Source organism: Diaphorobacter caeni (genome assembly GCF_015354245.1).
Classification (GTDB): domain Bacteria; phylum Pseudomonadota; class Gammaproteobacteria; order Burkholderiales; family Burkholderiaceae_C; genus Diaphorobacter_A; species Diaphorobacter_A caeni.
Genome location: NZ_JADKYZ010000007.1, coordinates 20,035 through 32,215, shown reverse-complemented (window position 1 = coordinate 32,215; position 12,181 = coordinate 20,035). Strand labels below are relative to the sequence as shown.

The 12,181-nt window shown below is 62.4% G+C and carries 13 protein-coding genes, 1 tRNA gene and 1 pseudogene; 8 read left to right on the top strand and 7 right to left on the bottom strand.

Annotated elements, in window-relative coordinates; all coding sequences use genetic code 11:
• Positions 1 to 95 precede the first annotated feature (95 nt).
• Complete coding sequence (locus tag ISG32_RS17360) at positions 96 to 3,002, top strand: valine--tRNA ligase (protein WP_194772301.1); 2,907 nt, start codon at positions 96 to 98, stop codon at positions 3,000 to 3,002.
• 83 nt (positions 3,003 to 3,085) lie between these two features.
• On the top strand, positions 3,086 to 3,973 hold the full coding sequence (gene galU / locus ISG32_RS17355; RefSeq protein ID WP_194772300.1) for a UTP--glucose-1-phosphate uridylyltransferase GalU: 888 nt from the start codon (positions 3,086 to 3,088) through the stop codon (positions 3,971 to 3,973).
• A gap of 50 nt (positions 3,974 to 4,023) precedes the next feature.
• Here the strand turns inward: galU and ISG32_RS17350 are convergent, their stop codons facing one another.
• A complete protein-coding gene (locus tag ISG32_RS17350) occupies positions 4,024 to 4,908 on the bottom strand; it encodes a DMT family transporter (RefSeq protein ID WP_228529903.1) in 885 nt (294 codons plus the stop codon).
• A gap of 59 nt (positions 4,909 to 4,967) precedes the next feature.
• On the opposite strand from ISG32_RS17350, the pseudogene ISG32_RS17345 reads away from it, so the two are divergent.
• Positions 4,968 to 6,343, top strand: a pseudogene (locus tag ISG32_RS17345) (aminotransferase-like domain-containing protein).
• 190 nt (positions 6,344 to 6,533) lie between these two features.
• Here the strand turns inward: ISG32_RS17345 and ISG32_RS17340 are convergent.
• The 3 genes from ISG32_RS17340 to cysM all read right to left on the bottom strand — a co-directional run bounded on the left by ISG32_RS17340 (position 6,534) and on the right by cysM (position 8,341).
• Complete coding sequence (locus ISG32_RS17340; protein WP_228529901.1) at positions 6,534 to 6,767, bottom strand: sulfurtransferase TusA family protein; 234 nt, start codon at positions 6,765 to 6,767, stop codon at positions 6,534 to 6,536.
• 11 nt (positions 6,768 to 6,778) lie between these two features.
• The gene (locus ISG32_RS17335) at positions 6,779 to 7,351 is read right to left on the bottom strand and encodes an NUDIX domain-containing protein (RefSeq protein WP_194772298.1); all 573 of its coding nucleotides are present in this window, start codon (positions 7,349 to 7,351) and stop codon (positions 6,779 to 6,781) included.
• 84 nt (positions 7,352 to 7,435) lie between these two features.
• Entirely contained in the window at positions 7,436 to 8,341 is a 906-nt protein-coding gene (gene cysM / locus ISG32_RS17330; protein WP_194772297.1) for a cysteine synthase CysM, read from the bottom strand.
• Between the two features lie 53 nt (positions 8,342 to 8,394).
• On the opposite strand from cysM, the gene ISG32_RS17325 reads away from it, so the two are divergent.
• The 5 genes from ISG32_RS17325 to ISG32_RS17305 all read left to right on the top strand — a co-directional run bounded on the left by ISG32_RS17325 (position 8,395) and on the right by ISG32_RS17305 (position 10,334).
• Positions 8,395 to 8,479 (top strand) — tRNA-Leu (locus ISG32_RS17325).
• 135 nt (positions 8,480 to 8,614) lie between these two features.
• Positions 8,615 to 9,553 carry a tyrosine-type recombinase/integrase gene (locus tag ISG32_RS17320; RefSeq protein ID WP_194772296.1) on the top strand — a complete coding sequence of 313 codons (939 nt, stop codon included), beginning with the start codon at positions 8,615 to 8,617 and terminating at the stop codon, positions 9,551 to 9,553.
• 183 nt (positions 9,554 to 9,736) lie between these two features.
• On the top strand, positions 9,737 to 9,913 hold the full coding sequence (locus ISG32_RS17315) for a hypothetical protein (RefSeq protein WP_194772295.1): 177 nt from the start codon (positions 9,737 to 9,739) through the stop codon (positions 9,911 to 9,913).
• Positions 9,910 to 10,143, top strand: a complete 234-nt coding sequence (locus ISG32_RS17310; protein WP_194772294.1) for a hypothetical protein — start codon at positions 9,910 to 9,912, stop codon at positions 10,141 to 10,143. The genes ISG32_RS17315 and ISG32_RS17310 overlap by 4 nt, the downstream gene beginning before the upstream one ends.
• Positions 10,140 to 10,334: a helix-turn-helix domain-containing protein gene (locus tag ISG32_RS17305; RefSeq protein ID WP_194772293.1), complete on the top strand. Its 195-nt coding sequence runs from the start codon at positions 10,140 to 10,142 to the stop codon at positions 10,332 to 10,334. The genes ISG32_RS17310 and ISG32_RS17305 overlap by 4 nt, the downstream gene beginning before the upstream one ends.
• Positions 10,335 to 10,718: 384 nt before the next feature.
• Here the strand turns inward: ISG32_RS17305 and ISG32_RS17300 are convergent, their stop codons facing one another.
• Genes ISG32_RS17300 through ISG32_RS17290 form a run of 3 tightly spaced genes read right to left on the bottom strand, consistent with a single transcriptional unit; the run spans position 10,719 to position 12,139 of the window.
• The gene (locus ISG32_RS17300; RefSeq protein ID WP_194772292.1) at positions 10,719 to 11,237 is read right to left on the bottom strand and encodes a lysis system i-spanin subunit Rz; all 519 of its coding nucleotides are present in this window, start codon (positions 11,235 to 11,237) and stop codon (positions 10,719 to 10,721) included.
• A gap of 43 nt (positions 11,238 to 11,280) precedes the next feature.
• Complete coding sequence (locus ISG32_RS17295) at positions 11,281 to 11,898, bottom strand: glycoside hydrolase family protein (RefSeq protein ID WP_194772291.1); 618 nt, start codon at positions 11,896 to 11,898, stop codon at positions 11,281 to 11,283.
• Positions 11,882 to 12,139, bottom strand: coding sequence for a hypothetical protein (locus ISG32_RS17290; protein WP_194772290.1), 258 nt, complete (start codon positions 12,137 to 12,139; stop codon positions 11,882 to 11,884). Before ISG32_RS17290 ends, ISG32_RS17295 begins: the two co-directional genes overlap by 17 nt.
• Positions 12,140 to 12,181: the final 42 nt, after the last annotated feature.

Genomic DNA, 12,181 nt, shown 5'->3' with positions numbered 1-12,181 from the left:
CGGGATGCCGCACTCGAAAAGAATAAAATGGCGTGAACCCCTCCGACCATTGCCACAACGGCATCCCACGGGATGCCGTTTCCATTTGCATTGCCATGAGCGACAACAAGATTTCACAACCGGGCCTCGACAGCCTCTCCAAATCCTTTGAACCCGCAGCCATCGAGGCCCAATGGGGCCCCGAATGGGAAAAGCGCGGCTACGGCAACGCGGGCTACCGCGGCACCGGCGCCCCGAATGCGGAATCGGTGGCGGAGCACAAGAACTTCTCCATCCAGCTGCCACCACCCAACGTGACCGGCACGCTGCACATGGGCCATGCGTTCAACCAGACGATCATGGATTCCCTCACGCGCTACTACCGCATGAAGGGCTACAACACCGCGTGGGTGCCGGGCACCGACCACGCGGGCATCGCCACGCAGATCGTGGTGGAACGCCAGTTGCAGGAGCAAGGCGTGAGCCGCCACGACCTCGGCCGTCCACAGTTCGTGGAAAAGGTCTGGGAGTGGAAGCAGCACAGCGGCAACACCATCACCACACAGATGCGCCGTCTGGGCGACACCGTGGACTGGTCGCGCGAGTACTTCACCATGGACGACAAGCTCTCCAAGGTGGTGACAGAGACTTTCGTGCGTCTGTACGAACAGGGCCTGATCTACCGCGGCAAGCGTCTCGTGAACTGGGACCCCAAGCTGCAATCCGCCGTGTCCGACCTTGAAGTGGAAAACGAGCAGAAAGACGGCTCGCTGTGGCACATCGCCTATCCGCTGACAGATGGTTCCGGTCAGCTGGTGGTGGCTACGACGCGCCCCGAAACCATGCTCGGCGACGTGGCCGTGATGGTGCATCCGGAAGATGAGCGCTACAAGCACCTGATCGGCAAGACCGTGACGCTGCCGCTGGTGGGCCGCGAGATTCCGATCATCGCCGACGACTACGTCGATCTCGAATTCGGCACCGGCGTGGTGAAGGTCACCCCCGCGCACGACAACAACGACTACCAAGTCGGCCAGCGCCACAAGCTGCCGATGATCGGCGTGCTCACGCTGGCGGCCACCATCAACGACAACGCGCCCGAAAAATATCGCGGCATGGATCGTTTCGTGGCGCGCAAGGCCATCGTGGCTGATCTGGAAGCCGCAGGCTTGATGGTCGAAATCAAGAAGCACAAGCTGATGGTGCCGATCTGCACGCGCACCGGCCAAGTGATCGAGCCGATGCTGACCGACCAGTGGTTCGTCGCCATGACCAAGGTGGGTGAAGGCGATGCCACCGGCAAGTCCATCGCTGCCAAGGCCATCGACGCGGTCGCCAGCGGCCAGGTGCAGTTTGTGCCCGAGAACTGGGTAAACACCTACAACCAGTGGATGAACAACATTCAAGACTGGTGCATTTCGCGCCAGCTCTGGTGGGGTCACCAGATTCCGGCATGGTACGACGAAGACGGCAACTGCATCGTCGCGCGCAACGAAGCCGAAGCGCAGGCCAAGGCTCCGGGCAAAAAGCTCACCCGCGACGCCGACGTGCTCGACACGTGGTATTCCTCCGCGCTGGTGCCGTTCAGCACCATGGGCTGGCCAGAGCAAGGCACAGCCGCCGATTCCGACTACAACCTCTACCTGCCCTCCTCTGTGCTGGTGACGGGCTACGACATCATCTTCTTCTGGGTCGCCCGGATGATCATGATGACCACGCACTTCACGGGCCGCGTGCCGTTCAAGCACGTGTACATCCACGGTCTGGTGCTGGATGCGCAAGGCAAGAAGATGTCCAAGTCGGAAGGCAACGTGCTCGACCCGGTCGATCTGATCGACGGCATCACGCTGGAACCTCTGTTGGAAAAGCGCACACAAGGCCTGCGCCGCCCCGAGACCGCGCCCACCGTGCGCAAGAACACGCAAAAGGAATTCCCCGAAGGCATTCCCGCCTACGGTGCCGATGCGCTGCGCTTCACGTTCGCTGCGCTGGCATCGCTCGGTCGCTCGATCAACTTCGACAGCAAGCGTTGCGAGGGTTACCGCAACTTCTGCAACAAGCTCTGGAACGCCAGCCGCTTCGTGTTGATGAATTGCGAAGGCTACGACTGCGGCCTCAAGGAACACACCAAGGAGCAATGCCAGCCGGGCGGCGAGTTCGCGGGCTACATGCACTTCAGCCAGCCTGATCGCTGGATCTCGTCGCAACTGCAAAAGGTGGAAGCTGAAGTCGCCAAGGGCTTCGCGGAATACCGCCTCGACAACGTCGCGCACACGCTCTACGACTTCGTCTGGAACGAGTTCTGCGACTGGTATCTGGAAATCGCCAAGGTGCAGATTCAGACCGGCAACGAAGCGCAGCAACGCGCCACACGCCGCACGCTGATCCGCACGCTCGAAGCGATTCTGCGCCTCGCGCACCCGATCATTCCGTTTGTGACGGAAGAACTCTGGCAGAAGGTTGCGCCCGTGGCTGGCCTGCAAGGCGATTCGATCGCCATCGCCCGCTATCCCGAAGCGCAACCCGCCAAGATCGACGAAGCCTCGATCGCCTACGTGGGCCGCATCAAGCAGATGGTGGATTCGTGCCGCACGCTGCGCGGCGAGATGGGCGTGTCTCCCGCACAGCGCCTGCCGCTGCTGGCCGTGGCAAGCTCCGAGGCCGATGCGCAGTTCCTGCGCGACAACGCCGCCGTGCTGCAGAACCTCGCCAAGCTGAGCGAAGTGAAGGTGTTCGACGACGAGGCCGCCTGGGCCGCCGAGGCGCAGAACGCACCGGTGTCGGTGGTCGGCGATGCGCGTCTGGCGCTGTTCGTCGAGGTCGACGTGGCGGCCGAAAAGGTGCGCCTGACCAAGGAAGCCACGCGCCTCGAAGCCGAGATCGCCAGCTCCGAAAAGAAGCTCGGCAACGAGGCCTTCGTCGCCAAGGCGCCAGCCGCCGTGCTCGAGCAGGAGCGCACGCGCGTCTCCGAAAAGAGCGCGACGCTTGCCCGCATCAAGGAGCAGCTGGCTCGTCTGGGCTGATATGCTCGGCACATCCTGAAGCAATGAAAAGGCGCAGCAACCACTGCGCCTTTTTTCCAGAGTTCGATTGAAGGTTCTCTCACATGAGCAACAACACCCGCGTTCGCAAAGCCGTTTTCCCCGTCGCCGGTCTGGGCACCCGCTTTCTGCCCGCCACCAAGGCATCGCCCAAGGAAATGCTGCCGGTGGTGGACAAGCCTCTGATTCAGTACGCCGTGGAAGAGGCCTACGAGGCCGGCATCCGCGACATGATCTTCGTGACCGGCCGCAGCAAGCGCGCCATCGAAGACCATTTCGACACCGCATACGAGCTCGAGAACGAGCTTGAGAACGCCGGCAAGAGCGCCATGCTCGAGCTGGTGCGCAGCATCAGCCCGGCCGACATGAACTGCCTGTTCGTGCGTCAGCCGCGCTCGCTCGGCCTTGGTCATGCGGTGCTCTGCGCCGAGCCGCTGGTCGGCAACGAACCCTTCGCCGTGCTGCTGGCCGATGACCTGATGCGCGGCGAGCCCGGCGGCCCCGGCGTGATGAAGCAGATGACCACCGCCTTCCAAAAACAGGGCCGCTCGCTGCTGGCCGTGCAGGAAGTGCCGCTTGAGCAGACCAAGCGCTACGGCATCGTCAAGGGCGAGGCTGCAGGCGGCCCGCTGATGCGCATCGACGAGATCGTTGAAAAGCCCGCGCCTGAAAAGGCCCCATCGCGCATGGGCGTGGCTGGCCGCTACGTGCTCACGCCCGCGATCTTCGAAGAGATCCGCAACCAGCCCAAGGGCGCAGGCGGCGAGATCCAGCTCACCGACGCGATTGGCCGATTGATGTCCAGCGAGACCGTCTACGCGTTCCAGTACAGCGGCAAACGCTATGACTGCGGCAGCAAGGAAGGCTTTCTGGAGGCGACCGTCGACCTCGCGCTGCAGCACCCCGACGTGGGCTCGAGCTTCCGTGACTACCTCAAGACGCTGAGCCTCTGATCCTCAATCCCGTTCGCGCGTCGAACTCTCGCCTCATGCCGCGCCCCGCGTCATGAGGCGAATTTCTTTGCGCCCGCCACGCAGAGCACCACGGCCAGCGTGACGATCAGCATGGCCGCACTCACCTGCTCATGCAGCAAGGCGGCAGCCAGCGCGAGCCCCAGAAACGGCTGCAGCAACTGCAGTTGCCCCACGGCAGCGATGCCGCCCTGCGCCAGCCCGCGATACCAGAACACAAAGCCGAGAAACATGCTGAACAGCGCCACATAGGCCAGACTCAGCCAACCCGGCACGCTCACCGTGACCAGCCGCTCAGGCCACCACCAGAGCACCGCCACGACCATCACCGGCAGCGACAGCACCAGCGCCCACGAAATCACCTGCCAGCCGCCCAGCGTTCGCGCCAGCCGTCCACCCTCGGCATAGCCGAGCCCGCACATGACGATGGCCAGCAGCATCAGCGCATCGCCGAGGGGTGCGGCCGTCACGCCCTCGCGCAGCGCAAAGCCCGCCACCAGCGCGCTGCCGATCAGCGAGAACACCCAGAACGCCGGCCGCGGCCGCTCGCCCGCCCGCAGCACGCCGAACGCCGCAGTCGCGAGCGGCAGCAAGCCGATGAAGACGACCGAATGCGCCGACGTCACGTGCTGCAGCGCCAGCGCCGTGAGCAGCGGAAAGCCGAGCACCACCCCCATCGCCACCACGGCCAGCGAGCACCATTGCGTGCCCTGAGGCCAGCGCTCGCGCCGCAGCAGCACGATGGCGAGCGCCAGCAACCCGGCGATGCTCGCGCGCGCCACGGTCAGAAACAGCGGATCGAAATCCCGCAGCGCCAGCCGCGTCGCAGGCAGTGATCCGCTGAAGATCACCATGCCCAGCATGCCGTTCCACCACCCGCTGGAAGCCGCACCGTTGCGCCTCGAATCATCCATCATCCGCCCCATTGAATTCCGCAAAAAACTGCGTATGCGACGCATGCTAAATCCGCAATTCAATACAATCAAAAAATTGTCATGGATACATTGCGCGATGGCCGACCACCCTACCCGTACCCGCTACAAGTCGCTCGTGGACCAGCTTGCGCAGGAGATCCGCTCGGGTCACCTGCCCGCAGGCACGTGCCTACCCACGCACCGCAAGCTCGCGGCAAAGCACGGGCTCGCGCTGGTCACCGCGACGCGCGTCTACGCCGAGCTGCAGGCCATGGGGCTCGTGAGCGGCGAAGCGGGACGCGGCACCTTCGTGAAGGATCTGTCGCTGCCGCTCGGCCTTGGCGTGGACTATCCGGCACACGCGCCAGATCACGCCGACCTCACCTTCAACAGCCCGTTGATCGCCGGCCAGACCGAGCTGCTGCGCACGGCCCTGCGCCAGCTCGCCAATCTGGGCGATCTTGAGTCGCTGCTTCACTACCAGCCGCACGCGGGCAAGCCGCAGCACCGCGCCATCCTCGCGGCGCACCTGCGCACGCGCGGCCTGCAGGTCGATGCGTCACGACTGCTGTTCGTCGATGGCGCACAGCACGGGCTCACGGTCACCGCCACGGCGCTGCTCAAGCCCGGCGACGTGGTCGCGGTCGATGCGCTCACCTATCCCGGCTTCAAGCTGCTGGCCGAGTCATTGCGACTGGAGCTGCTGCCGATTCCCGCCTCGGGCAGCGGTCCCGACCTGAACGCGCTGCAAGCGCTCTGCGCACGACGCAAGGTGCGCGCGATCTACGCCATGCCCACGATGCACAACCCGCTCGGCTGGGTGATGAGCCTCACGCGCAGACAAAAGCTCATTGCCATCGCGCGCCGGCATGGTCTGTTGATCATCGAGGATGCCGCCTACGCGTTTCTCGCCGATGCCCCGCCACCGCCGCTTGCGGCGCTGGCACCCGACATCACGATCTACGCAAGCGCCCTCTCCAAGAGCATCGCCACGGGCCTGCGCGTGGGCTTCATCGCGGCGCCCGAGCCCCTGCTGCCGAAGCTTGAGCGCGGCATCCGCGCGACCACTTGGAACACGGCCGCCGTCATGACCGCCATCGGCTGCCGCTGGCTGGAAGACGGCACGATTGAACAGTTGGAGAAAGGCAAGCGCGAGGATGCGGCCGCGCGTCAGGCCATCGTGAGCGAGGTGTTCGGCGGCATGCGCCTGCAGCGCCATCCCAACTCGTACTACGTCTGGATTCCGCTCGCTGAAGATCTGCGCCCCGATCAGGTGGCCAGCGCCCTGCTGCGCCAGCGCATCGCGGTATCGACTGCAGAGCCCTACGCGTGCACCCCGTCAGTGCCGCGCGCGCTGCGGCTGGCGCTGGGCTCGATTCCGCTCACTCAACTGCGTGCCGCGCTGCTGACGGTGCGCGACGCCATCGCGTATGGATGATGGGCATCCCTCGAAAAGAAACTAAAGGCCTACGCGAATCAGGCAGCCGCTGCGCTCCATACGTCGAGCAGCGCTTGAAACCGATGCGGCTCAGACGAGAGCAGCCGCGCAAGGGCCGCCCCGCCGCGCTGGCTGCGTTCCCTCCCGCGAAGCGAGAGAGGGGAAAGGCGCGAAGCGCCTCAGGGGGTGATCACCTGCGCTTCAGAATGTGGACGAACTCGTCGCCCACCGCCTGCTGATCGACCAGCTCATTGCCGGTCTGCTTGGCGAATGCCTGAAAGTCGCGCATCGAGCCGGTGTCGGTCGACACCACCTTGAGCAACTGACCGCTCGCCAGTTCAGCCAGCGCCTTCTTGGCGCGCAGAATCGGCAGCGGGCAGTTCAGGCCGCGCGCGTCCACTTCCTTGTCTACTTGAATATCCATTTTCAGTTCACTCAGTTCTTGGGAGCATCCGGCTCGCCCAGTCCACGACGGCGCTCCGCGTTTTCCTCTTCGGTGAAGAACACCGGTTCATATCCGCGCGACGTCAGCCAGTCGGCGAGCGCGTAGCCCGTACCCGCCGGCCAGCACTTGAGCTCTCCGAGGTTCACGAACTTGAAGTCCACCAGCTCGGGGGAGAGCTTCACCTCGCCCTCGGCCACCACGTGGTAGGCGATGATGACCTGGTTCATCCGCAGGAACTCGTAGGCCCCCACGATGGTGCAGCTGCGCACGTCCAGATTGGTCTCTTCCTTGACCTCGCGCGCGATGCCCTCCTTGGGCGACTCGCCGGCTTCCATGAAGCCGGTGATCAGCGCGAACATCTTCGGCGGCCACATCGCGTTGCGTGCGAGCAGGACTTGGCCATTCACCTCGACGATGGCGGCGAGCACCGGTGTCGGGTTGTTCCAGTGCGTCCATCCGCAGGCGGTGCAGCGCATGCGCTCCTTGATGCCCCCGTCTTCCATCATCGGCAAGAGCTCGAGTTCGTTCGCGCAGTTGGGACAGAAACGGGTTTCCTGGGGCATAAAAGCTCTCGTGGTGAAGGTCGTTTGCTCGTTCAGTGCGTTGTCGGCAGAGCGTGTTTGCTATCTGAGATCGTCAACACGCTCTCAGGCCGGAAACACGCCCGTCGACAGGTAGCGGTCGCCGCGATCGCACACCACGAAGACGATGGTCGCGTTCTCTTCGCGCTCGCTGATCTGCTGCGCCACATGACACGCACCGGCAGCCGATATGCCCGCGAAGATGCCTTCCTCGCGCGCCATGCGGCGGGCCATGTCCTCGGCATCGTCCTGCGTCACATAGACCAGCTCGTCGACCAGCGACGCATCGTAGATCTTGGGCAGATATTCCTCGGGCCACTTGCGGATGCCGGGAATGCGCGAGCCTTCGGTCGGCTGCGCGCCGATGATCTTCACGTTCGGGTTCTTTTCCTTGAGGAACTTCGCCACGCCGGTGATCGTGCCGGTCGTGCCCATCGCGCTCACGAAGTGCGTGATGCGGCCACCCGTCTGTTCCCACAGTTCGGGGCCGGTCGTTTCATAGTGCGCGCGTGGATTGTCCTGGTTGGCGAACTGATCGAGCACCACGCCCTTGCCCTGCTTGACCATGGTGTCCGCGAGATCGCGCGCGTACTCCATGCCGCCGCTCTTGGGCGTGAGGATCAGCTCGGCGCCGTAGGCCTTCATGGTCTGCGCGCGCTCGATGGACAGGTCCTCGGGCATGATCAGCACCATGCGGTAGCCCTTGATCGCGGCCGCCATCGCGAGCGCAATGCCGGTGTTGCCGGAGGTCGCCTCGATCAGCGTGTCGCCGGGCTTGATCTCCCCGCGTTCCTCCGCTCGGCGGATCATTGACACCGCAGGCCGGTCTTTCACCGATCCCGCAGGGTTGTTGCCCTCGAGCTTGCCAAGAATCACATTGCCGCGTGCGGCATTGTTTTGCGCTCCAATACGTTGCAGCGCAACCAGCGGAGTGTGGCCGATTGCGTCCTCGATGGTCGGGTAGGAATTCATACCCCAATACTGTGCCATAATTCGAGCTTCCAAGAATTTCCGTAGCTCTCATAGCCCGAGTGGTGGAATTGGTAGACGCAGCGGACTCAAAATCCGCCGCCGCAAGGCGTGCCGGTTCGATTCCGGCCTCGGGCACCACCTGTAGCAATTACAGTGGTTTATCTCCCTATAGAGTACGATTTCCCCCTCTAGCGGGGCATCACTTCCTTTTAGCTCTGCGAACAGATTTGCACACACGCTTCCCACAAAGCGTGCGAACAGACGGAGCTTCCCATGGCCTACATTGGCAAATTTCGAGACGGCTGGAGAGCCCAGATCCAGCGTGATGGAGTGCGCGTTTCCAAGACTTTCGCACTCAAGAAAGATGCCCAGTCTTGGGCGCTTGAACAAGAGAGCAAAAAGACGCTGCGCAAAGATCACACTTTGGGTCAGGCCTGCAAAAAGTACTTAGAGTCGGTCAGCGTCGAAAAGCGCGGAGCAGTCGATTGGGAGCGCCGCCGATTCGAGGCTTTCTGCGAACACTTTGGAGAGGGCTTGAATCTCTCGGACATCACGAGCGAGATGATTGGCAAATGGCGTGACGCTCGGCTGAAGACCGTGAGCGGATCCACCGTCCAGCGTGAAACGAATCTGTTTCGCAACATGTTCAACGTGGCTGTTTCGGAATGGAAATGGATCGCAGAGAACCCATACAAGGGCGTTCGCATGCCAAAGGAGAACCCTCCGCGAGTGGAGGTTTGGCGCTGGCAGCAAATCAAGCGAATACTGCGCGCTGGACAGCGCACTGGTGGAAAGACGCTTGAAGTCACTCAGGCCTTTCACATCGCCCTGCGCACAGCCATGCGCCTTCAAGAGGCGCTTGCCGCCCCCGCTGGATACAACGACGCCAGAAAGATCGTCAAGATCCCGCCAAGCAAAACAGACCCTCGACCATCGGATGTACCCGTCACACACCAAGCCGCGCGACTGCTCCGCAAAACGCCAGTGTTGACCGTGGACGCGAACGAGGCCAGCACACTGTTTGCAAAGCTCCGTAAGCAGCAGCTGATCACAGGCCTTGAGTTCCGTGACTCGCGCGCTACCGCCCTAACACTCATGGCGCGGAAAATGGACATTCTCACTCTCGCACGAGTGAGCCGACACAAGAACCTCGAGCTTCTTCGTAGTACGTACTACAGGGAGACAGCCGACGACATCGCCGCCCGCATCTAATGTCACCCATAGGATACAAACCCGGCAAATTGAGTAGTTTGCGACTCACTCACTCGGCAAGGGTTTGCACTGATGAAAAGTGCTTGCGATAGTTCGGATTCCGAACTACATTAACACCCATGGACAGCAAACAAGTTGTTCGCCGACGCACTCCGGTAGAGTGTTCTCCGAGGAGAAATCATCATGACAAGCATCATCCACATCGCTCTGGCTCAAGACGGTACTGTTGTGGCTCACTTCATAAACGACGAAGACGCTGCTCAGTTCTGCCGCGCCAAAGACCTGACGCATGTGCCGTTCAATCTGCGCAACCGCGATGGCGCACCCGCGCCGCTGGTTGGCACAACCTATCGAGCATGACCAATAAGCGCTACTGGCACAAAGAATGGAGTCGCGATGGCTCCTACCTTGTTCACTCATCCGGGCTCAAGGTCGAGTTTGATGAGGATCTTGGGTGGTCAGCCACCGAAGATACCGCCGAAGCTTGGTCTGCATTCGAGCTGGCTCGTGGCGCCCCCCTGCACGACCTGCCTGCAAGAATGCAGCGCCTATGTCGCGAGGCAGCAGAGTGGAGCGAGCGCAATCCATGACAGGCGAACAGTTGAAGGCTTGGCAAGCGCGTCGAGACTACACCTACGACACCGCCGCAAAGGCGCTTGGCATGGGCCGGACGACGTACTACGACTATCTGAAAAAGCCAGAACTCCCCCGCTGGCTGGCTCTGGCATGCGCGGCTGATGAGGCGGGCATTGAGCCGATTGGCGGAAATCAGCAGGATTGATTTCTCGGAAATATCAGCCCTGCTTATTTTCCTGAAATATCGCTCATTCGGCAGCTTGAGCCAGAGCTTTGTGGCCGACGTGGATAGGGTCGCTCTGGAGCGGCGCGAGAGCGACCTTGCCGACGCTTTGGAGCGGCTCCAGACGCACGGAGAGCCGGCTCGACCCGGCGCAGGGTACGGGGTAATGCCGGGATGTTGCAGCGAGACAACGGGGGTCTCGCCGGAAGCGGCCGGCGGCGGCCGGCAGGAGCCGCCCATCCGGGGTGTCGAGCATAGGCTCGACAGGGGTCGATGTTGATTTTCCAGACCTACATTGGAGGCGAGAAAAATCAACATCGCTTCACCCGGAATAATTTCTGGAATATTTTGTCGTCGAGCTTGTAGTCACTTCACCGCCTCAACCCTAGCCCGCCAGCAGGTCCCAGCGTACCGCTGGAGGTAGTCGAGCTTCTCAGCGTCGAGCTTGATGGACTCTCTGAGATCGAGAACACGGCTTGCAGCTTCGCGGTCGAGTTCGAGGGCTGCATCGCCCACGGTGCTGGCGCTTGAATCTGCGGCCCCTGCACTACGGGGCTCACGCACGTATCGGGTGACGATGCGCACCCCGCAAGTGCCAGCAGCGACACAAGCGCGCAGGCGGTCAGTTTCTTCGACATTTTTGGCAATCCTCTCTGTTGCTGATTGGTCGGCTGCCGTGATTGCAGCGTTGGCGGCCTTCTCGTACTGCCGCACGGCCCGCTGCGTTTTTTCCGTTGCTGTGGCTATGTCGGCCAGCACCTTGGCGTGATCCACCCGCTGAGACGCGATGCGTGCGTCCGCGCGCCATCCTTGCGTCACCCAGCCGACAGCCAGCCCGAGCGCGAACAGGACGGCAGCGATGATGGCTTTGGCGTAGGCGGTCATAGGCCCATCCACCAGTACCACCACATTGCGAACATGATCGGGTTCATAGCCCGCCCTCACAAAGCTGCGCATTGGCATCCGCCCGGATCGTTAGTCCAGGAAGCGCCATAGACACGCCATTTATCGTGCCTTTGTTCCATCGAGGGTTTTCGCGGCATGCCCCAACGATGTCACCCGCGTTCGCCTTGCGCCGCATGGTCGAGCTTGCGAAAGCACCCTCACCCTTGTTGTGAATGAAGTCGATGAACGTCGCCCGTTGCCAGATGTTGTAGCCCGCCCAGAATGACAAAAGCCGCTTTGCAGCGGCCTCTGATCTGATGTATCTGGCTTTTTCGAGCCGGTAGCAATCGGTCGGCGTGTAGTAGCGCAGGAACACGCCGTCGCCCGTGATCCCGTTGCAGACCGTGAGCGGCTGGCCCTTGCCCAGCTTGTCGATGTACGGGTCGCCGATGTGCTTGTAGCTCGACTCGTAAAACGAGCCCATGACCATGGCGACGCGCAGCTCGGTGGACGAGTGCAAGTCTTCAGCCACGGCTTGGATGTACTCGTTTCGCTGAGCCTCGCGGTGTACAGACTCGTTGTAGACGTAGCCACCAGCGCCGCCGGTCAGCAGCATGAGGGCCAGCAGGCCGCGAGAGAGGGCATCAGGGATTTTGTTCATCGCACTCTCCAAACTTGCAGGCCCAGCGGCCCCATCGGTAACGGCAGAGCCAGCGGCACAGCTTGCGGCCCAAGTCCGTCTCTTCGCGCATCCACTTGCGTGCGTAGTAGCCGATCTGCACCAGCAACAGCACCACGGTGAGCACCATGATCAGCCACTGGCCAGTCAGCAAAAACGCTGCCTGCCCCGGCACTTGCCCCGCCAAACCCATTGCAATATCCCTCGCCTCTGTTTGATTCATCGTTGGCCTTTCAGGAAAAAGAAAACCCGCCGAAGCGGGTCT

Coding starts and splice junctions, on each gene's coding strand:
- ISG32_RS17335 (WP_194772298.1), bottom strand. CDS start 7,351: ATGCCCCAGGAAACCCGTTTCTGTCCCAACTGCGCGAACGAACTCGAG.
- ISG32_RS17320 (WP_194772296.1), top strand. CDS start 8,615: ATGGCCTACATTGGCAAATTTCGAGACGGCTGGAGAGCCCAGATCCAG.
- ISG32_RS17310 (WP_194772294.1), top strand. CDS start 9,910: ATGACCAATAAGCGCTACTGGCACAAAGAATGGAGTCGCGATGGCTCC.
- ISG32_RS17305 (WP_194772293.1), top strand. CDS start 10,140: ATGACAGGCGAACAGTTGAAGGCTTGGCAAGCGCGTCGAGACTACACC.
- ISG32_RS17360 (WP_194772301.1), top strand. CDS start 96: ATGAGCGACAACAAGATTTCACAACCGGGCCTCGACAGCCTCTCCAAA.
- ISG32_RS17340 (WP_228529901.1), bottom strand. CDS start 6,767: ATGGATATTCAAGTAGACAAGGAAGTGGACGCGCGCGGCCTGAACTGC.
- ISG32_RS17295 (WP_194772291.1), bottom strand. CDS start 11,898: ATGAACAAAATCCCTGATGCCCTCTCTCGCGGCCTGCTGGCCCTCATG.
- ISG32_RS17350 (WP_228529903.1), bottom strand. CDS start 4,908: ATGATGGATGATTCGAGGCGCAACGGTGCGGCTTCCAGCGGGTGGTGG.
- ISG32_RS17290 (WP_194772290.1), bottom strand. CDS start 12,139: ATGAATCAAACAGAGGCGAGGGATATTGCAATGGGTTTGGCGGGGCAA.
- cysM (WP_194772297.1), bottom strand. CDS start 8,341: ATGAATTCCTACCCGACCATCGAGGACGCAATCGGCCACACTCCGCTG.
- galU (WP_194772300.1), top strand. CDS start 3,086: ATGAGCAACAACACCCGCGTTCGCAAAGCCGTTTTCCCCGTCGCCGGT.
- ISG32_RS17315 (WP_194772295.1), top strand. CDS start 9,737: ATGACAAGCATCATCCACATCGCTCTGGCTCAAGACGGTACTGTTGTG.
- ISG32_RS17300 (WP_194772292.1), bottom strand. CDS start 11,237: ATGACCGCCTACGCCAAAGCCATCATCGCTGCCGTCCTGTTCGCGCTC.